Origin of the sequence: Xenophilus sp. Marseille-Q4582, assembly GCF_916700565.1 — a bacterium.
Classification (GTDB): domain Bacteria; phylum Pseudomonadota; class Gammaproteobacteria; order Burkholderiales; family Burkholderiaceae_C; genus Xenophilus.
Genome location: NZ_CAKAKO010000001.1, coordinates 907,456 through 926,464, shown reverse-complemented (window position 1 = coordinate 926,464; position 19,009 = coordinate 907,456). Strand labels below are relative to the sequence as shown.

18 protein-coding genes are annotated in these 19,009 nt (G+C 71.1%); 13 read left to right on the top strand and 5 right to left on the bottom strand.

Going from position 1 to position 19,009, the window contains the following annotated elements:
• Positions 1-57: 57 nt before the first annotated feature.
• Positions 58-519, top strand: coding sequence for a DUF192 domain-containing protein (locus LG388_RS04270; protein WP_225781579.1), 462 nt, complete (start codon positions 58-60; stop codon positions 517-519).
• 98 nt (positions 520-617) lie between these two features.
• On the opposite strand, the gene LG388_RS04265 is transcribed toward LG388_RS04270, so the two are convergent.
• The 3 genes from LG388_RS04265 to xseA all read right to left on the bottom strand — a co-directional run bounded on the left by LG388_RS04265 (position 618) and on the right by xseA (position 5,101).
• Positions 618-2,855 carry an NADP-dependent isocitrate dehydrogenase gene (locus LG388_RS04265; protein WP_225781578.1) on the bottom strand — a complete coding sequence of 746 codons (2,238 nt, stop codon included), beginning with the start codon at positions 2,853-2,855 and terminating at the stop codon, positions 618-620.
• Positions 2,856-3,153: 298 nt separating this feature from the next.
• Positions 3,154-3,735, bottom strand: coding sequence for a superoxide dismutase (locus LG388_RS04260; RefSeq protein WP_225781577.1), 582 nt, complete (start codon positions 3,733-3,735; stop codon positions 3,154-3,156).
• 43 nt (positions 3,736-3,778) lie between these two features.
• Complete coding sequence (gene xseA, locus LG388_RS04255) at positions 3,779-5,101, bottom strand: exodeoxyribonuclease VII large subunit (RefSeq protein WP_225781576.1); 1,323 nt, start codon at positions 5,099-5,101, stop codon at positions 3,779-3,781.
• Between the two features lie 327 nt (positions 5,102-5,428).
• Between xseA and LG388_RS04250 the strand changes: the two genes are divergently transcribed.
• From LG388_RS04250 to adk, 6 genes are all read left to right on the top strand, one after another.
• A complete protein-coding gene (locus LG388_RS04250; RefSeq protein WP_225781575.1) occupies positions 5,429-6,061 on the top strand; it encodes a MotA/TolQ/ExbB proton channel family protein in 633 nt (210 codons plus the stop codon).
• Positions 6,062-6,083: 22 nt separating this feature from the next.
• Entirely contained in the window at positions 6,084-6,509 is a 426-nt protein-coding gene (locus tag LG388_RS04245) for a biopolymer transporter ExbD (RefSeq protein ID WP_225781822.1), read from the top strand.
• Between the two features lie 76 nt (positions 6,510-6,585).
• Positions 6,586-7,611, top strand: coding sequence for a tetraacyldisaccharide 4'-kinase (lpxK, locus tag LG388_RS04240; RefSeq protein ID WP_225781574.1), 1,026 nt, complete (start codon positions 6,586-6,588; stop codon positions 7,609-7,611).
• Positions 7,592-7,774, top strand: a complete 183-nt coding sequence (locus LG388_RS04235) for a Trm112 family protein (protein ID WP_225781573.1) — start codon at positions 7,592-7,594, stop codon at positions 7,772-7,774. Before lpxK ends, LG388_RS04235 begins: the two co-directional genes overlap by 20 nt.
• Positions 7,775-7,853: 79 nt before the next feature.
• Positions 7,854-8,615 (top strand): 3-deoxy-manno-octulosonate cytidylyltransferase, encoded by a 762-nt coding sequence (gene kdsB / locus LG388_RS04230; protein ID WP_225781572.1) that lies wholly within the window; start codon positions 7,854-7,856, stop codon positions 8,613-8,615.
• Positions 8,616-8,790: 175 nt separating this feature from the next.
• Complete coding sequence (adk, locus tag LG388_RS04225; RefSeq protein ID WP_225781571.1) at positions 8,791-9,447, top strand: adenylate kinase; 657 nt, start codon at positions 8,791-8,793, stop codon at positions 9,445-9,447.
• Positions 9,448-9,559: 112 nt separating this feature from the next.
• Here adk and LG388_RS04220 read toward each other — a convergent pair whose 3' ends face one another.
• Entirely contained in the window at positions 9,560-10,543 is a 984-nt protein-coding gene (locus tag LG388_RS04220; RefSeq protein ID WP_225781821.1) for an asparaginase, read from the bottom strand.
• 178 nt (positions 10,544-10,721) lie between these two features.
• Here LG388_RS04220 and lexA point away from each other — a divergent pair, with 178 nt between their 5' ends.
• The 4 genes from lexA to LG388_RS04200 all read left to right on the top strand — a co-directional run bounded on the left by lexA (position 10,722) and on the right by LG388_RS04200 (position 14,406).
• A complete protein-coding gene (gene lexA, locus LG388_RS04215) occupies positions 10,722-11,402 on the top strand; it encodes a transcriptional repressor LexA (RefSeq protein WP_225781570.1) in 681 nt (226 codons plus the stop codon).
• A 114-nt stretch (positions 11,403-11,516) separates the two neighbouring features.
• On the top strand, positions 11,517-11,891 hold the full coding sequence (locus LG388_RS04210; RefSeq protein ID WP_225781569.1) for a hypothetical protein: 375 nt from the start codon (positions 11,517-11,519) through the stop codon (positions 11,889-11,891).
• A gap of 308 nt (positions 11,892-12,199) precedes the next feature.
• Positions 12,200-13,207, top strand: coding sequence for a D-2-hydroxyacid dehydrogenase family protein (locus LG388_RS04205; protein ID WP_225781568.1), 1,008 nt, complete (start codon positions 12,200-12,202; stop codon positions 13,205-13,207).
• The gene (locus LG388_RS04200; protein WP_225781567.1) at positions 13,204-14,406 is read left to right on the top strand and encodes an MFS transporter; all 1,203 of its coding nucleotides are present in this window, start codon (positions 13,204-13,206) and stop codon (positions 14,404-14,406) included. The genes LG388_RS04205 and LG388_RS04200 overlap by 4 nt, the downstream gene beginning before the upstream one ends.
• Here LG388_RS04200 and LG388_RS04195 read toward each other — a convergent pair.
• Complete coding sequence (locus LG388_RS04195; protein ID WP_225781566.1) at positions 14,403-16,463, bottom strand: FimV family protein; 2,061 nt, start codon at positions 16,461-16,463, stop codon at positions 14,403-14,405. The two genes, LG388_RS04200 and LG388_RS04195, sit on opposite strands and share 4 nt — an antisense overlap.
• A 79-nt stretch (positions 16,464-16,542) precedes the next feature.
• On the opposite strand from LG388_RS04195, the gene LG388_RS04190 reads away from it, so the two are divergent.
• Together LG388_RS04190 and LG388_RS04185 are read left to right on the top strand one after the other, a co-directional pair.
• A complete protein-coding gene (locus LG388_RS04190) occupies positions 16,543-18,066 on the top strand; it encodes a 3-hydroxyacyl-CoA dehydrogenase (RefSeq protein WP_225781565.1) in 1,524 nt (507 codons plus the stop codon).
• Positions 18,067-18,191: 125 nt separating this feature from the next.
• Positions 18,192-18,971 carry an oxepin-CoA hydrolase, alternative type gene (locus LG388_RS04185; RefSeq protein WP_225781564.1) on the top strand — a complete coding sequence of 260 codons (780 nt, stop codon included), beginning with the start codon at positions 18,192-18,194 and terminating at the stop codon, positions 18,969-18,971.
• Positions 18,972-19,009: the final 38 nt, after the last annotated feature.

Below are 19,009 nucleotides of genomic sequence, written 5' to 3'. Positions count from 1 at the left end.
TGCCGCTTGGCCGCGCCACGCCCACCACGGCGCGCGCCGAGGCCGCACAATGCGGCCATGAAAGCGCTTCTCACCCTCGTCGCCGCCGCGCTGAGCGTCGGCGCAGCCCTGGCCCAGCCCGCGGCGAACCGGCCGCAGATGGACCTGCCGCGCGTGAAGATCTCGGCCGGCATGCATGTCATCGACGCGCAGGTCGCCGCCACCGACGCGCAGCGCAGCACCGGCCTGATGTTCCGCAAGGAGATGCCGCAGCACGAAGGCATGCTTTTCGTCTTCGAGCAGCCCGGCGTGCAGTGCTTCTGGATGAAGAACACGCTGCTGCCGCTCACGGCGGCCTTCGTCGCCGACGACGGCACCATCGTGAACCTGGCCGACATGAAGCCGCAGACGCTCGATTCGCACTGCTCCACGAAGCCGGTGCGCTACGTGCTGGAAATGAACCAGGGCTGGTTCGAGCGGCGTGCCATCCGGGCCGGCAGCAAGCTGGGCGGCGCCCCCTTCGACGCGGCCCGCCGCTGAGCCGGGCCCCGCCGCGTGCCCAACGACAAAAGGCCCCGAAGGGCCTTTGTCTTTTGCACGAAAGGCACTCAGCGGCCGCTCACCGCTGGCGCGCCTGCTCAGCCGTTCACCGCGGCCAGCGCCTCGTTGAAGGTCTTGCTCGGGCGCATCACGGCTTCCAGCTTGGCGGTATCGGGCTTGTAGTAGCCGCCGATGTCCACCGACTTGCCCTGCACTTCGTTCAGCTCGGCAACGATGACCGCCTCTTTCTCGGACAGGGTCTTGGCCAGCGGCGCGAACTTGGCCGCCAGTTCGGCGTCCTCGGTCTGCGCGGCCAGTTCCTGCGCCCAGTACAGCGCCAGGTAGAACTGGCTGCCGCGGTTGTCGAGCTGGCCGGTCTTCGGGCTGGGGTTCTTGTTGTTGTCCAGCAGCTTGCCCGTGGCGGCGTCCAGCGTCCTGGCCAGCAGCTTGGCCTTGGGATTGTTGTTCTTGATGCCGAGGTCTTCCAGGCTCACCGCCAGCGCGAGGAACTCGCCCAGCGAGTCCCAGCGCAGGTGGTTCTCTTCCACCAGCTGCTGCACGTGCTTGGGCGCGGAGCCGCCGGCACCGGTCTCGTACATGCCGCCGCCGGCCATCAGCGGCACGATGGACAGCATCTTGGCCGAGGTGCCCAGTTCCATGATCGGGAACAGGTCGGTGAGGTAGTCGCGCAGGATGTTGCCCGTGGCGCTGATGGTGTCCAGGCCGCGGATCACGCGCTCGAGCGTGTAGCGCATCGCGCGCACCTGGCTCATGATCTGGATGTCCAGGCCCGTGGTGTTGTGCTCGTGCAGGTACATCTTCACCTTGGTGATGAGCTGTGCCTCGTGCGGGCGGTAGCTGTCCAGCCAGAACACCACCGGCATGCCCGAGTTGCGGGCGCGCGTGACGGCCAGCTTGACCCAGTCGCGGATCGCGGCGTCCTTGGTCTGGCACATGCGCCAGATGTCGCCGGCTTCCACGTTCTGGCTCATCAGCACTTCACCGGTGTTCAGGTCGGTGATGTTGGCCACGCCGTCCTCAGGGATCTCGAAGGTCTTGTCGTGCGAGCCGTATTCTTCGGCCTGCTGCGCCATCAGGCCCACGTTGGGCACCGTGCCCATGGTCTTCGGATCGAAGGCGCCGTGCCACTTGCAGAAGTTGATGATCTCCTGGTAGATGCGGGCGAAGGTGGACTCGGGCATCACGGCCTTCACGTCCTTCAGGCGGCCGTCGGCGCCCCACATCTTGCCGCCGTTGCGGATCATGGCCGGCATCGAGGCGTCGACGATGATGTCGTTGGGCGAGTGGAAGTTGGTGATGCCCTTGGCCGAGTCAACCATGGCCAGCTCGGGGCGGCCTTCGTGGCAGGCGTGCAGGTCGCGCTTGATCTCGTCCTGCTTGCTCTGCGGCAGCGTGGCGATCTTGTTGTACAGATCGATCATGCCGTTGTTCACGTTCACGCCGAGCTCGTCGAAGAGCTTGCCGTGCTTCTCGAACGCGTCACGGTAGAAGATCTTCACGCAGTGGCCGAACACGATGGGGTGCGACACCTTCATCATCGTGGCCTTCACGTGCAGCGAGAACATCACGCCCGTCTTGTGCGCGTCCTCGATCTCCTTTTCGTAGAACTCGAGCAGCGCCTTCTTGCTCATGTACATCGAATCGATGACTTCGCGCTCCAGCAGCGAGACCTTGGGCTTGAGCACGATGGTCTTGCCGCTCTTGGTGATGAGCTCCATCTTCACGTCGCGCGCCTTGTCCAGCGTCATCGACTTCTCGCCGTGGTAGAAGTCGCCGCCGTGCATGTGCGAAACGTGCGAGCGCGAGGCCTGGCTCCACTCGGCCATGCTGTGCGGGTTCTTGCGCGCGTATTCCTTGACGGCCTTGGGTGCGCGGCGGTCGGAGTTGCCCTCGCGCAGCACCGGGTTCACGGCCGAGCCCGTGCACTTGTTGTAGCGCGCACGGATCGCCTTTTCCTCCTCCGTCTTGGGGTTCTCGGGATAGTCGGGGATCTTGTAGCCCTTGTCCTGCAGTTCCTTGATGGCGGCCTTGAGCTGGGCCACCGAGGCGCTGATGTTGGGCAGCTTGATGATGTTGGCCTCGGGCTTGAGCGTGAGCTTGCCCAGTTCCGCGAGGTTGTCCGGCACGCGCTGTTCTTCGGTCAGCAGTTCGGGGAACTGGCCCAGGATGCGGCCTGCCACGGAGATGTCGCTGGTGGCCACCTCGATGCCGGCCGGCTGGGTGAAGGTGCGGATCACGGGCAGGAACGCGCCGGTGGCCAGCAGCGGGGCTTCGTCGGTCAGCGTGTAGATGATGGTTGGCTTCTGAGTGCTCATCTCGGTTATCTCCAGGAAATCACAGCGAAAGGCAGCCGCGCGCGCACGGCTGCGCGCCCACGCCTGCAGGCCCGTGGATTGTGCGTCGTGCGCGGCATGCGTTCATGCCGTTTTCGCAATCGTTTACCGCAATACGGAATGACAGGGCTTTTTTTTGCGGCCGGGGGCCGATGGCCGGCGCGCCGCACGGCGCCTGGCCCCGGCAGTCGCACGCCGGGGACCGGTGAAACGCGCGCCGGGCGCGCATGAAAAAAGCCGGCTCAAGGGCCGGCTTTTTGACGCAGCGCGACGCCGGCGTTCAGGCGAAGTTCTTCTCGGCGAATTCCCAGTTGACCAGCTTGGCCAGGAAGGTTTCCACGAACTTGGGGCGCAGGTTGCGGTAGTCGATGTAGTAGGCGTGCTCCCAGACGTCGACCGTGAGCAGGGCCTTGTCGTTCGTGGTCAGCGGCGTGCCGGCGGCGCCCGTGTTCACGATGTCCACGCTGCCGTCGGGCTTCTTCACCAGCCAGGTCCAGCCGGAGCCGAAGTTGCCCACGGCCGACTTCACGAAGGCTTCCTTGAAGGCATCGAAGCTGCCCCACTTGGCGTCGATGGCCTGGGCCAGCGCACCGCTGGGCGCGCCGCCGCCCTGCGGCTTCATGCAGTTCCAGAAGAAGGTGTGGTTCCAGATCTGGGCCGCGTTGTTGTAGATGCCGCCGCTGGACTTCTTGACGATCTCCTCGAGCGTCATGTTCTCGAACTCGGTGCCCTTCTGCAGGTTGTTCAGGTTCACCACATAGGCGTTGTGGTGCTTGCCATGGTGGTACTCCAGCGTTTCCTTGGAGTACTCGGGCGCCAGCGCATCGATGGCATACGGCAGAGGAGGCAGAACGTGTTCCATGTTTGAAGCTCGTGGGTTGGTTGGAAATGGGGGAAGCGGGATTCTAGGAACGATTGGCGGCCGTGGGCGCCGCAGGCACGCCCGACCCCACGGCGGTGACTGTCATGCGCGCCTGGCCGTCGGCCAGCGTGGCCTGCACCGCATCGCCGGCCGCCAGCTGGGCCGCGCGCGTGAGGGCCCGGCCCTGCGCGTCGGTCAGCCAGGCATAGCCGCGCTGCAGCACCAGCGCCGGGTCCAGCAGCCCCAGGCGCAGTGCCGCGCGGTCGAGGTGGTGGCGATGCGACTGCAGGGCCGCCGCGAGCGCTGCGGGCAGGGCCTGCCGCTGCGCCTCATGGCGGCGCAGCGCCACCTGCAACTGGGCCCGCGCGGCATGGCGCAGGCGCTGCGCCCGGTGCTGCAGCGCCCCCTGCTGGCGCGCCGCCAGCGCCGAAGGCCGGCCCAGGCGCGCCGCCACGCGGTCCAGCCGCTGCCCCTGCCGATCCACCTGGGCCAGCAGCGCATCGCGCAGCCGGCCCTGCAGGTGATCGAGCAGCGCCAGATGCTGCTCGCGCGGCGCGGCCACCAGTTCGGCCGCGGCCGTGGGCGTGGGTGCGCGCAGGTCGGCGCAGAAGTCCGCGATGCTGAAGTCGGTCTCGTGCCCCACGCCCACCACGACGGGCACCGGGCTGCGCACGATGGCGCGCGCCAGGGCCTCGTCGTTGAAGGCCCAGAGGTCCTCGATGGCGCCGCCGCCGCGCACCAGCAGGATCACGTCGACCGCCGGCTGCAGCCGGCACAGCGCTTCCAGCGCCGCGATCAGTTCGGCCGGCGCCTGCGCGCCCTGCACCGACGCAGGCGCGAAGACCACCGGCAGATGCGGCGCGCGGCGGCGCAGCGCCGTGACCACGTCATGCAGGGCCGCCGCGCCGGCGGACGTGACCAGCCCGATGCGCCGCGGCCACGGCGGCAGCGGCCGCTTGCGCGCGGCCTCGAACAGGCCTTCGGCCTCCAGCCGGGCCTTGCGTTGCATGAACTGCTCGAACAGCGAGCCCTGCCCGGCGCGGCGCAGGCTCTCGACCACGAGCTGCAGTTCGCCGCGCGCCTCGTACACGCCCAGCCGGCCCCGCAGCTCGACCTGGTCGCCGTCGCGCGGCGAAAAGTCCAGCAGCTGCGCGGCGCGCCGGAACATGGCGCAGCGCATCTGGCCCGCACCGTCCTTGAGGGTGAAGTAGCAGTGGCCGCTGGCCGCCCGCATGAAGCCGGAGAGTTCGCCGCGCACGGCCACCGGGTTGAAGCGCGCGTCCAGCGCATCGGCCACGGCGCGGCACAGCGCGCCCACCGCCCAGACGCGGGTGCCCGGACCGTCGGAAGGCGGCCAGGCGCTCATGCCGCGCTCCGGGGACGGGCCGTCAGGGCTCCACAGGCCGCGCGAAGGCTGCTGCCCAGGAGGAAAAGCCCCTCGCAAAGCCCCGGGTTGCCGTGCAAGTGCCCGTCACCATTGAAAAAAATGCTGCTCAAAATTGCGTCGATCTGTTGCAGGCCCCGGCCCATGCGGCTCCGGAGCACTTTCCAACGGGGTTAATCACAAAGTTGTCCACAGAAAATGTGCGTGATCCACAGCCCGATGCCGCGTGCCGCTCCACGCGCGGCGGCCCGGGGGGCTCGGTCATAATCGCCGCGCAAAAACGCGGGGCCGTGCGCCCGGAGGAAGCTCTTGTTTTCGATCATAGTTGCTGCTGGCTGGCCGATCTGGCCGCTGCTCATTTGCTCCGTCGTCGCCCTCGCGCTGATCATCGAGCGCTTCGTCAGCCTCAAGCCGGCCAAGGTGCTGCCTCCCCAACTCCTCCAGGAAGCGATGACGGCCTCGCAGGCCGGCGTGCCGGGCCCGGACGTGGTCACGCGCATGGAACAGGGCTCGGCGCTGGGCACGGTGCTGGCGGCCGGCTTTCGCGCCGTGAATGCCAACCCCGCCTGCAGCGACGACGACGTGCGCCAGGCCATGGAGTCGGCCGGCCGCAGCGTCGCGCACCGGCTGGAGCGCTACCTGCCCGCGCTGGGCACCATTGCCTCGGCGGCCCCGCTGCTGGGCCTGCTGGGCACGGTGATCGGCATGATCGAGATCTTCGGCTCGCAGGCGCCGACCGCGGGCGGCGGCGTGTCGGGCAATCCGGGCCAGCTGGCACACGGCATCTCCATCGCGCTCTACAACACCGCTTTCGGCCTGATCGTCGCCATTCCGGCGCTGATCTTCTGGCGCTACTTCCGCGGCCGCGTGGACGAATACCTGCTGAAGATGGAGCTGGCCGGCGAGCAATTCGCCCGCCACCTGGCGCGCGTGCGCCGCTGAAGCCGCCGCTGCCATGAGCCGCATGCGCTTCGACCGCGGGTCCACGCCGGAGCCCGAGATCAACCTGATCCCGTTCATCGACGTGCTGCTGGTGATCCTCATCTTCCTGATGCTGACCACCACCTACAGCAAGTTCACCGAAATGGAAGTGCGCCTGCCCGTGGCCGACACCGAGCAGCAGCGCGACCGGCCCAAGGAAGTGATCGTGGCCGTGGGCGCCGACGGCCGCTACGCGGTCAACAAGACCGTGCTGCCCGACCGCGGCGTGGACGGCATGGCCGCTGCGCTGGGCGCCGCCGCGGGCAGCGCGAAGGACAGCGTGGTCATCATCAGCGCCGACGCCACCGCGCCGCACCAGTCCGTGATCACCGTGATGGAGGCCGCGCGCCGCGCCGGCCTCATGCAGATCACCTTTGCCGCCCAGTCGGCGGCGCGCGCGGCGAACTGATCGCCGCCGCCCTGACTTCACGGATCCCCATGCGCGCGGCCGGCCCGTCGCAGGCCCTGGCACCGCCGCCCTTCCCATGAGCGCGGCGGCCGATCTGCTGCACCGCGCCTGGCGGCGCCGCGGCCCGCTGGCCTGGCTGCTGTCGCCCTTCGCCCTGCTCTTCGGCGCGTTGGGGGCTGGCCGCCGGCTGGCCTACCGGCGCGGCTGGAAGCCCACGCACCGCCTGCCCGTGCCCGTCCTGGTGGTCGGCAACGTGGTGGCCGGCGGCGCGGGCAAGACGCCGGTGGTGATCGCGCTCGTGCAGCACCTGCAGCGGCGCGGGCTGCGCGTGGGCGTGGTTTCGCGCGGGTATGGCCGCCGCACCCCGGAAGGCCTGCTGGTGCAGCCGGGCAGCGACCCGCGCGACACCGGCGACGAGCCGCTGCTCATCGCGCGCGCCACGGGCGCGCCGCTGGCCGTGGACCGCGACCGCGCGGCCGCCGGCCGCCGCTTGCTGGCCGCCCACCCCGAACTGCAGCTGATCGTGAGCGACGACGGCCTGCAGCACCTCGCGCTGGCGCGCGACCTCGAGATCTGCGTCTTCGACGACCGCGGCATCGGCAATGGCTGGTGGCTGCCCGCCGGCCCGTTGCGCGAGAGCTGGCCGCGCCCCTGCGACCTGGTGCTGCACACCGGTGCGCGCCCGGCCTTCGCGGGCTTCACGGCGCAGCGGGCGCTGGCCGATGCGGCCGTGGGGCGGGACGGCCAGCGCGTTCCGCTGGCGGAACTCGCGTCGCGGCAGGACCTGGTGGCCGTGGCCGGCATCGCCCAGCCGCAGAACTTCTTCGACATGCTGCGCGCGCGCGGCGTGCAGCCGGCGCAGTGCATCGCACTGCCCGATCACCACGATTTCGAAGCGCCGGCACCCTGGCCCGAAGGGGCGCAATTGCTGTGCACCGAGAAGGACGCCGCCAAGCTGTGGCGCGTGGCGCCGGGAGCGCTGGCCGTGCCGCTGCATTTCGCGCCCGAGGCCGCCTTCTTCGCCGCGCTCGATGCCCGCCTTGAGACCCTGCTCGGCCAGGGCAGCCGACTATCATCCGCCCATGGACACCAAGCTGCTTGAATTGCTGGTCTGCCCCGTGACCAAGGGGCCGCTGAGCTGGAACGCCGAGAAGCAGGAGCTGGCGTCGCGCAGCGCGCGCCTGGCCTACCCGGTGCGCGACGGCATCCCCATCCTGCTCGAAAACGAAGCGCGCCCGCTGAGCGACGAGGAACTGGGGCTTTGAGCGCAGCGCCGGAGCAACAGGCTCGCGCCCCCTCGAGAGGCCGCGCCGCACACGAAGTGGCAATTGGGGAGTCTCTGTCTTGAGCTTCACGGTCCTGATTCCGGCGCGCCTGGCCTCCACGCGCCTGCCCGACAAGCCGCTGGCCGACATCGGCGGCCTGCCGATGGTGGTGCGTGTCGCGCAGCGGGCGGCGCAGTCGCAGGCCGCGCGCGTGGTGGTCGCGGCCGACGATGCGCGCATCGCCGACGCCTGCGCGGCGCACGGCGTGCAGGCGCTGCTCACGCGCACCGACCATGCCACCGGCAGCGACCGGCTGGCCGAAGCCTGCGCCCTGCTCGCGCTGCCCGACGACGCGGTCGTGGTCAACGTGCAGGGCGACGAGCCGCTGATCGAGCCGGCCCTGATCGACGCCGTCGCCCACCTGCTGGCCGCGCACCCCGCGCTGCCCATGAGCACGGCCGCCCATCCCATCGACCGGCTCGAGGACTTCACCAACCCGAACGTGGTGAAGGTGGTGCTGGACGCGCAGGGGCTGGCGCTCTACTTCAGCCGCGCGCCCATCGCCTGGTGGCGCGACGGCAGCCGCCCCGGGGAAGGGCCGCGCGCCCTGCCCACGCCGGCGCCACTGCGGCACATCGGCCTGTACGGCTACCGTGCGGGCTTCGTGCGGCGCTTTCCGGCGCTGCCGGTGTCGCCGCTGGAGCTGACCGAATCGCTGGAGCAGTTGCGCGTGCTGTGGCATGGCCACCGCATCGCCGTGCACGTGAGCGCGACGGCGCCCGGCGCCGGCGTGGACACGCCCGAAGACCTGGCCCGCGTGCGCGCGCTCTTTGCGGGCTGAGGGCCGCGGCGCGCCTCCCGGGGCGGCCGCCCTGGCGCACCGCGCCTCCATGCGTCACGCCCTGCGCGACGCGGCGCCCGACGGGTGCATGCTATCCTCAAGCGCAACTGCGCCCCTGCACGGCGCACGCGGCTCCCAAGCCTGCGAACGATTTCAAAAAAACCTCGAGGACAGCATGAGACTGATTTTGTTGGGAGCCCCTGGGGCCGGAAAAGGCACGCAAGCGGCCTTCATCTGCCAGAAGTACGGCATCCCGCAGATTTCCACCGGCGACATGCTGCGCGCCGCCGTCAAGGCCGGTACGCCGCTGGGCCTGCAGGCCAAGGCCGTCATGGACGCCGGCGCCCTGGTCAGCGACGACCTGATCATCAATCTGGTGAAGGAACGCATCGCCCAGCCCGACTGCGCGCAGGGCTTCCTCTTCGACGGCTTCCCGCGCACCATCCCGCAGGCCGACGCCATGAAGGCCGCGGGCGTGAAGCTGGACTACGTGCTCGAGATCGACGTGCCCTTCGCCGACATCATCGAGCGCATGAGCGGCCGCCGCTCGCACCCGGCCTCGGGGCGCACCTACCACGTGCGCTTCAACCCGCCCAAGGTGGAAGGCAAGGACGACGTGACCGGCGAAGACCTGATCCAGCGCGAGGACGACAAGGAAGAGACCGTCAGGAAGCGCCTGGACGTCTACAGCCAGCAGACGCGGCCGCTGGTGGACTACTACGCCAGCTGGGCGAGGCAGGACCCGGCCGCCGCCCCCAAGTACCGCGCGATCAGCGGCGTGGGCACGGTGGACGAGATCACGCAGCGCGCCCTGCAGGCCCTGTCGAGCTGAGGTCCCGCGTCGCCGCAGCGGCCCTCGCCCGGCTGGCTGCACGCTCCCGCCCGAGCCTCCGTACCGTATGCGGGGGCTTTTTTCTTTCAGGAAAGGCGCGCGCCTTTCTTCCTTACAGCGCCGCGTCGCGCCGGCCTTCCAGCAGGGCCAGTTGCAGGGCCACGCGCGCCTGCACGGGCGTCCAGTCCCCCGCGCCGGGCAAGCGATCGCCCGCATGGGGCAGCACGCGCCCCGCGGCGCAGCGGGTGCTGCGCCACACCGTCACGCCCGCGGCCTGCGCGCGCAGCGCGGCCGCTTCCAGGGCATGGTGCAGCGTGCCGTTGCCCGTGCCGGCCAGCACCAGGCCCTGCACGGCATCCGGGGCCTGCGCCTGCCGCTCGCGCAACAGCAGGTCGACGAGCCGGCCGCTCGCGCCGGCATGGCTGCCGATGATCTCCACGCGCGGCGGCTGCGGCGCGGCCAGCACGGCCTGCAGCCGGCGGGCACTGGCGGCGGACCGCGGCCACTCGCGCAGCCGGCGCAGACGCCCTTCCTCCATGTCGCCGAACAGGCCATGGTCGCCGGCACTGAAGGCGTCCAGCCGGTAGGTGTGGCTCTTGCGCAGCTCCGCGCCCACATGCACGCGCGCCGCGCACACGGCCAGCACGCCGCGCGCCTGCGGCGTGGCCGCCACCGCAATGGCATCGCGCAGGTTCTGCGGGCCGTCGGGCGCCGGCGCCGTCGCGGGGCGCATGGCGCAGGTCAGGACCACGGGCTTGCGCGCGTCCAGCACGTGGTGCAGGAAGAAGGCCGTTTCTTCCAGCGTGTCGGTGCCGTGCGTGATGACCAGGCCGTCGACCGCGTCCTGCGCCAGCCAGTGCGCGCAGCGGCCGGCCAGGGCCTGCCACACGGCCCAGTCCATGTCCTTGCTGTCGATGTTGGCCACCTGCTCGGCCTGCAACGCCACGCCCGGCACCGCGATACCGCCCAGCAACTGCTGCACGCCGATCTGGCCGGCGGTGTAGCCCAGCACATCGCCGGCCTCGGCCGCCGCCCCGGCGATCGTGCCGCCCGTGCCCAGCACCCTCACGCGCCGCGGGCCCGGCGCCTGCGCCATCCCCGCCCCTGGGGGCTCGGGCGCCTGTTGCACATCGCTCGTCATGGGCACCATCCTCCTGCTTGCCAGCGGGCCAGAACCTGGTTAAAAATACAGTGACTGAATGGACACACAGGTTTCCTGATCCATCAGCGTTTCGTTCAGCGTCCACCGGCCGTGTTGCCGCAGGAGTTCCAACGTGCTCAACGCTTCGTCCTTCGCCGCCAAGCTTACCGCCCGGCAGCAGCAGATCCTGGAGTTGATCCAGGCCGCGATCGCACGCACCGGCGCGCCGCCCACGCGGGCCGAGATCGCGGCCGAACTGGGCTTCAAGTCCGCCAACGCGGCCGAAGAGCATCTTCAGGCGCTGGCGCGCAAGGGCGTGATCGAACTGGTCAGCGGCACCTCGCGCGGCATCCGCCTGCGCGGCCAGGCCCTGCGCAGCCTGCAGGAATCGCGCAGCCACCAGTTCACGCTGCCGGGTTTGGCGCAGCTGGCGCTGCCGCTGGTCGGTCGCGTGGCCGCGGGCTCGCCCATCCTGGCGCAGGAGCATGTGGACCAGACCTATTACGTGGAGAACACGCTGTTCCAGCACAAGCCGGACTACCTGCTCAAGGTGCGCGGCATGTCCATGCGCGACGCCGGCATCATGGACGGCGACCTGCTCGCCGTGCAGGCCACCAAGGAAGCGCGCAACGGCCAGATCATCGTGGCGCGCCTGGGCGAGGAAGTCACCGTCAAGCGCCTCAAGCGCAACAAGGACGTGATCGAGCTGCACGCCGAGAACCCCGACTACCCCACCATCATCGTCGAGCCCGGCGAGCCCTTCGAGATCGAGGGCCTGGCCGTCGGCCTGATCCGCAACACGATGCTGATGTAAGGCATCGGCGCTGCGCCAGGTGGCGGGCGTATGGCCGGCAAGGGCCATCACCCTGGCGCAGCGGCTTCTCCGTTGAATCCTGCCTGTGTTCCACCCCTCACTCCAGGAGTTCACATGGGAATCGCTCTGCTCGCCCTGTCCGATCTGTTCACACCTTTGCAGTCGCTGGCGCATCGCTGGATGCCTGCGGCCGGCAGGCGCCGCCGCCGCCGCGCCGTACCGGTGGAGCTGGAAGCCGACCTGCGCTATGTGCGGGTGCGCCCCAGCCCGGCCGGCGCCGCCGGCGCGCCGGCGGAGCGCACCGGCCGCTGCGCCGTGTTGCCCAGCCGCCCCCTGCGCGTGGTGCGCGTGGCTGAAGCAGGCGCACCGCGCCCCGGTGGCCGCGTGCTGCTGTCGGGCCGCCTGGAAGACGTGTGCGCCGAACTGGACCGGCTGGCCGCGCTGGAGGCCGCCCAGGCGCCGAAGAGGCAAGCACGGCCTCTGCATTGAGGCCGCGCCCGCCTGCAGCGCCACGGCGCGAACGCGCAAGCGCTCCGCCCGGGCGGGTCTGACCGGGGGGCTGTGCAGCCGACCGCCCGCGCCGCGCGCTGGCGGCTCGGGCCGCGGAGCCGCCGGCGCGCACCCCGTGCCAGCATGGCGGGGCGCTGCGCAGAAATCGCCGCCGGCGGCGAGCCGCCCGCCTTGCGGCCCCTCGGCGCCCATCCACCCCCCAAGGCGTGGCATGCGTCGCTGAACGGGCTGCAACAACGCGTGTGCGCCGCCGAAGGGCATGGGTGTGCGAGGCACAATGGCCGGCCATGAACATTGTGATCCTCGACGACTACCAGGACGCGGTGCGCAAGCTGCAGTGTGCTGCCAAGCTCGACGCCTACGCCGCCAAGGTCTACACGAACACCGTCAAGGGCATCGGCCAGTTGTCCGTGCGGCTCAAGGATGCCGATGTCATTGTCCTGATCCGCGAGCGCACGCAGATCTCGCGCCAGCTCATCGAGAAGCTGCCGCGGCTCAAGCTCATTTCGCAGACCGGCCGCGCCGGCCCGCACATCGACATCAACGCCTGCTCGGAATACGGCGTGGCCGTGGCCGAGGGCAGTGGCTCGCCGCAGGCGCCGGCCGAGCTGACCTGGGCGCTGATCATGGCCGCGATGCGGCGGCTGCCGCAGTACATCAGCAACCTCAAGCACGGCGCCTGGCAGCAGTCGGGCCTCAAGTCGGCCGCGATGCCGGCCAATTTCGGCCTGGGTTCGGTGCTCAAGGGCAAGACCCTGGGCATCTGGGGCTACGGGCGCATCGGCCAGATCGTGGCGCGCTACGGCCAGGCCTTCGGCATGCAGGTGCTGATTTGGGGCCGCGAAGGCAGCCGCGAGCGCGCGCGCTCCGACGGTTTCCAGACCGCGGCCAGCCGCGAGGCGCTGTTCGAACAGAGCGACGTGCTGTCGCTGCACCTGCGCCTGAACGGCGAGACGCGCGGCCTGGTGCGCCTGGAAGACCTGCAGCGCATGAAGCCCACCGCGCTGTTCGTGAACACCTCCCGCGCCGAACTGGTGGAGGCCGATGCGCTGCTGGCCGCCCTCAACCGCGGTCGCCCCGGCCTGGCCGCGGTGGACGTGTTCGAGAGTGAGCCGCCCCTGCAGGGCCATGCGCTGCTGCGGCTGGAGAACTGCATCTGCACGCCGCACATCGGCTACGTGGAGCAGGACAGCTACGAGCTGTACTTCAGCCAGGCCTTCGACAACGTGGTCAGCTTCATCAAGGGCAATCCCACCAACATCGTGAATCCCGGCGCGCTGCAGGTCCGCCGGTGAGCCGCCCGGCCGGTAGCGCCGCGCGCACGCCGTCGAGCCTGTGGGCGCTGCTGGCGGGCAACTTCGTCATCGGCTCCGGCGTGATGGTGGTCGCCGGCACGCTCAACGAACTGAGTGCGTCGCTGAACGTGGGCGTGGCGACGGCCGGCCAGCTGATCACGGCCGCCGCCCTCGTGATGTGCGTCGGCGCGCCGCTGCTGGCCAGCGTGGTCGCGGGCTGGGACCGGCGGCGCCTGCTGGCGCTGGCGCTGCTCTGGTATGCATTGGGCCATGCCGTGGCCGCCGCGATGCCCGACTTCGGCAGCGTGCTCGTCGCGCGCATGCTCACGGTGATCGCGCCCGCCGTGTTCACGCCGCAGGCCGCGGCCTGCGTGGGCCTGCTGGTGCCGCCCGAACAGCGCGGGCGGGCCGTCACCTTCGTCTTTCTCGGCTGGTCGCTGGCCTCCGTGCTGGGCATGCCGCTCGGCGCGCTGATCGGCGGGCATTTCGGCTGGCGCGCCGCCTTCCTCGTCATCGCCCTGGCCTCGCTGCTGTGCGCCGGCTGGGTGTGGCGCGTGCTGCCCACGGGCATCCGCCCCGAGGCGCTGTCGCGCGCCGCGTGGGGCCGGGTGTTGGGCAACCCGCTGCTGATGGGCGTGGTGGGAGTCACCGTGCTGCAGGCCTCGGGCCAGTTCGTGCTGACCAGCTACCTGTCGCCGCTGCTGCGCGACCATCTGGCCGCCACGCCCACCCAGATCGGGCTGGTCTGGGCCTGGTTCGGCCTGTGCGGGCTGATCGGCAACATGCTGGCCAGCCGCTACATCGACCGGCTCGGCGCCGGCCACATGGTCACGCTGTGCAGCAGTCTGATCGCGCTGGGGCTGCTGCTCTGGCCGCTGGGACTGGGCCACAGCTGGCTGGCCGTGTGCCTGGTGCTCACGCCGTGGGGGCTGGGCTGCTTTTCCACCAACTCGGCGCAGCAGGCGCGGCTGGTCGGGCTGGCGCCGGCCCTCGCGGCCGGTTCGGTGGCGCTCAACAGCTCGGCCATGTACACCGGCCAGGCCCTGGGGGCCGGCAGCGGCGGCTGGCTGCTGGCGCAGGGCGCCACGGCCTGGATACCGGCCGCCGGCCTGGCGGCCCTGTTGCTGGGCATCGGGCTGGGCCTGTGGATCGAGCGGCGCCAGCGCGGCGCGGCGCCGGCAGCCAGCCCGGGCGCCTAGGGCGCAAGGGCGCCCACGCGCGCCTGTTTCGATCTCCGGGCATCGGCGGTGGCGCCGCCGCTCCTGCCGTCCATGCCGTTCACATCCGCCACGCCTTCCGCGCCTGCGGACCCGTCCGGCGCCGGGGCCGCGCGGCGCAGCGACAACGGGATCGTGTCGATCTGCCGGGCTTCCATGCGCGTGAGGTCCATGTCCAGTGCCAGGTCCAGGCCCATCGCGGGCGGCCAGGGGGACTGGAAGTCGAGGTGGTGCTGCGCATCCAGCCGCTGTGAAAGACGGTGCGGCAGTGGCGCGCCGGCGCCGGCAACGGGCCTGGCCGCGACCGGAGCGGCTGCAGGCGCCGGCGCTTCCAGCCGCGGCAGGCGCAGCAACTCGTCCAGCGAAGGCCAGCGCCGCCCCTCACCGGGCCGCTGCTCCTGCAGCAGCCCGTACAGCATGAGCAGTTCACGGTAGGCCGCCAGCTCGAAGGCCTCGTGCGCGTCGTCGCGCCGGAACAGCAGTTCCTCGATGATGTCCAGCGTCTGCGGATGCGGCCAGTGCGCCTGCAGCCGTGCGCGCACCGCGGGGTAGTGCTCCAGCGTGCGGCCCCCCACGGCGCCGAAGTGGCGGAATGCAGGCACGCGCACGTTGAGGGCCTGCTGGCATTGCTGCCGCAACGCCTCGTACTCGGCTTCGCGCCGCAACTGGTGATAAAGGTGCAGCAGCTCCAGGTAGGCCACCGCGCTGGCTTGCGGGTGCTGGTCCACGTAATGGCGCAGCACCTCGACGGCCTGCTCGTGCTGGCCCAGCGAACTGAAGAACTCGGCCTGCTGCTGCACGTCGTAGAGCTCGTCCACGTCCAGCGCGTGGTCCGTGGCGGGCTGAGGCCCGCTCCCCCGCGCTGAAGGCCCACCGTCGGTGCCGGTCGGCGCGCCGGAATCGGCGGGCGTGCCAAAGCGCTCGCCCTCTTCTTCGCTGTCGCCCGCCAGCCACTCGCGGCGCGACACGGCGGCCGGGAAATACAGGAGTGCGTCGCCCGCCTCCTTGTCCTGCGCGTCGTCCCCGGTTTCGGGCGGCCCCGCCGCGCGGCGCTTGCGCAGCCCGCGCCGGATCCGCGCCTGCGGCCTGGCCTCGGCTGCGCGCAAGGCCAGGGGCATGCGCTGCGGCGCAGGCCACAGGGCCCACAGCGCAATGGCGGCCAGCAGGAGCAGCAGGCCCCACAGAACCTCCCGCGGAGGGGGATAGAGACCGTCCCGCGCCGCGCCCAACTCATCGCGCAGCCCGGCCGGCGCCTGCGGGCCGCGGCTTGCCTGGGCGCGCCGTTCTGCCGGGGCAGCTTCCGACGGCGTGGTGCGCTCGACTCCCCCTAATGCGGGACGGCCGCCCGGCGCCGCCGAGGCTGCGGGCGCCGGGGCGACTTCGGACGCCGACAGGCCGGCGGCTTCGCGGGCCGGGCGCCAGGAAAGCGTGCCCGGCGCCTGCGTGTCGAGCGGCAGGCGTTCGCGGGCGACCGGCGCGTGGGCGGCCGATGACTTGCGCTGCGCGGGCGGGCTGGCCGAGCGCGCGGCCGCCTGCACGCGCGCCGACGCCGCTGCCGCAGGGGCGCCCGGGCCGCGCGCGGCCGGCGCAACCGGGCGCTCCAGCGCGGCCGGCACGACGCCCGGCGCCTGCATGGGTGCCGCCGGCCCCGCTCGTCCCGCGGGCATTGCGGGCGGCTGATCGGCCAGCAGCACGAAGTCGTAGGGGCGAGCGCCCTGGCAGCCCACTTTCACGCGAAGGTGGATGAGAGGCTCTTCAACGGGGCGCCGGCTGCGCACGCGCAAGTTCGGCCGGTCGGTATCCACCCCGGCCTCCAGCGAAAACTGGACGCCGCCTTCCGGCCGGGCGGCGTCGCCCTGGCGCAATTCCACCTGGGTGCACAGGGAGCCGCCGGCTGCCTGGCCATGCAGCATCAAGGGCACGCGAAGGTCCAGCGGCTGGCCGATCCAGGCACTGCCCTGGGGCGCCCCCACGCCCAGCGCGAGCACGGGCGGGGCCAACGCGGTTACAAACAGGGCGGCGGTCGGGTGTAAGCGCACGGTGCAGCCCCTGAAGTCGAAAGTGGTCACATTCTGACACTTTTGTTAACTAATTTGATGTACAGGAAACAGTGAAAACATGGCTGGTGTGAACTTTTTGGCAGTGGGGGTGACCGGGGCGGGCGCCATGGGCCGCGGCATCGCCCAGATCGCCGCGCAGGCCGGCAGCCAGGTGCGCGTGTTCGATGCCGTGCCCGGCCAGGCGGGGCAGGCGGTGGCGGCCATCCGCGCGCAGTGGGACAAGCTGGTCGACAAGGGCCGGCTCGATCCGGCCCAGCGCGAAGCCCAGGCCGCGCGCCTGCAAGCCGTGGACACGCTGGAAGGCCTGGCCGGCTGCGACCTGGTGGTCGAGGCCATCGTCGAAGACCTGGCCGTCAAGCGCCAGCTGCTGGCCCGGCTGGAAGCCGTGGTGGCGCCCGGGGCGGTGCTGGCCACCAACACCTCTTCCCTGTCCGTCACGGCCCTGGCGGCGGGCCTGGCGCATCCGCAGCGCTTCGCGGGCTACCACTTCTTCAACCCGGTGCCGCTGATGAAGGTGGTGGAGGTCATCGCCGGCATCCGCACCGACGACAGCGTGTGCGAGCGGCTGCGGGGCTACGCCCGCCAGATGGGCCACAGCGCCGTGCAGGCGCAGGACACGCCGGGTTTCATCGTCAACCACGCCGGCCGCGCCTACGGCACCGAGGCGCTGCGCATCGTGAGCGAGGGCGTGGCCGACTTCGCCACCATCGACCGCATCCTGCGCGAACAGGCCGGCTTCCGGCTCGGCCCCTTCGAGCTGATGGACCTGACGGGGCTGGACGTCTCGCATCCGGTGATGGAATCCATCTACCGCCAGTACTACGAGGAGCCGCGCTACCGTCCCAGCGTGATCGCCGCGCAGCGCGTGGCCGCCGGCGTGCTGGGCCGCAAGACCGGCGAGGGTTTCTACCGCTATGCCGACGGCAGCGCCGTCACGGCCGACGAGCCGCCCGCGCCCACCGTCGACGCCCTGCCTCCGGTCTGGATCCCGCCGCGCGCCACCCGCCGGCCCGAGCTGCTGCGCCTGGTGCATGCGCTGGGCGCACAACTCGAAAGCGGCAGCGCACCCTCGGCCCAGGCGCTGATCGTGGTCGCGCCGCTGGGCTTCGACGTGACCACCGTGGCGGCGGTGGAGCGGCTGGACGCCACGCGCACCGTGGGCATCGACATGATGGTGGACGACGCCGCCACCAAGCGCCGCGTGCTGGCCACCAACCCGGCCACGCGGCCCGACTTCCGCGATGCGGCGCATGCGCTCTTCGCGCGCGACGGCAAGGCCGTGAGTGTGATCCGCGACAGCGGCGGCTTCGTCACGCAGCGCGTGCTGGCCAGCATCGTCAACATCGCGGCCGACATGTGCCAGCAGCGCATCTGCACGCCCGCCGACCTGGAAACCGCGGTCACGCTGGGCCTGGGCTACCCGCAGGGCCCGCTGGCCATGGGTGACCTGTACGGGCCCACCAGCGTGCTGGAGATCCTGTTCAATCTGCAGACCGTGTACGGCGACCCGCGCTACCGCCCCAGCCCGTGGCTGCGCCGCCGCGGCGCGCTGGGCCTGAGCCTCAAGCACGAGGAGGAGTGACATGTTGACCCCCACGCTTGCCCGCTTCGCGCGGTCCGCTGCCCCCCGAGGGGGCGCGTTTTTCCTTGGGGCGGCCCGGCGGAAAAACATCGCCTTCTCTTCGTGGGGCGCTGCGGCGACGAATCATGCCCGGTGAACTGCGCAGCCACAGCGCGGGCAGCACGCTGGTGCTGACCCTGCACAACCCCGAGCAGCGCAATGCGCTCTCGCCCGACATGTACGCCGCGGGCGTCGAAGCGCTCAACGGCGCCGAAGGCAGCCGCGACATCCGCGCCGTGGTGCTCACGGGCAGCGGCGGGCATTTCTGCGCCGGCGGCTCGCTGCAGCGGCTGCAGGCCAACCGCGCCAAGGAGCCGGCCGTGCAGATCGAGAGCATCGAGGCGCTGCACAGCTGGATCGAGGCCATCCGCACCTTCCCCAAGCCCGTGATCGCGGCCGTGGAGGGCGCGGCCGCGGGTGCCGGCTTCTCGCTGGCGCTGGCCTGCGACCTGGTGGTGGCGGCGCGCGATGCGATCTTCGCCGCCTCCTACAGCCAGGTCGGGCTCTCGCCCGATGGCGGCCTGAGCTGGCAACTCGCGCGCGCCCTGCCGCGCCAGCTGGCCAGCGAATGGCTGATGCGGGGCGAGCGCCTGGGCGCCGAACGGCTGCACCAGGCCGGCCTGGTCAACCTGCTGTGCGAGCGCGGCCGCGCGCTGGACCAGGCGCTGACGCTGGCGGACGGGCTGGCCGCGCGCGCACCCAACGCCCTGGCCAGCATCAAGGAATTGCTGGCCGAAGCGCCCCAGTCGACTCTGGACACACAATTGGCCCTGGAGCGTGACCACTTCGTGCGCAACCTGCACCACCCGAACGCAGGCGCTGCCATCGAAGCCTTTCTTGCCAGAAGCAAGCCGAGCCGGCACTAGCCTTGCCGCGCGGGCCCGAGGCGCCGCCGGGGCGCGTC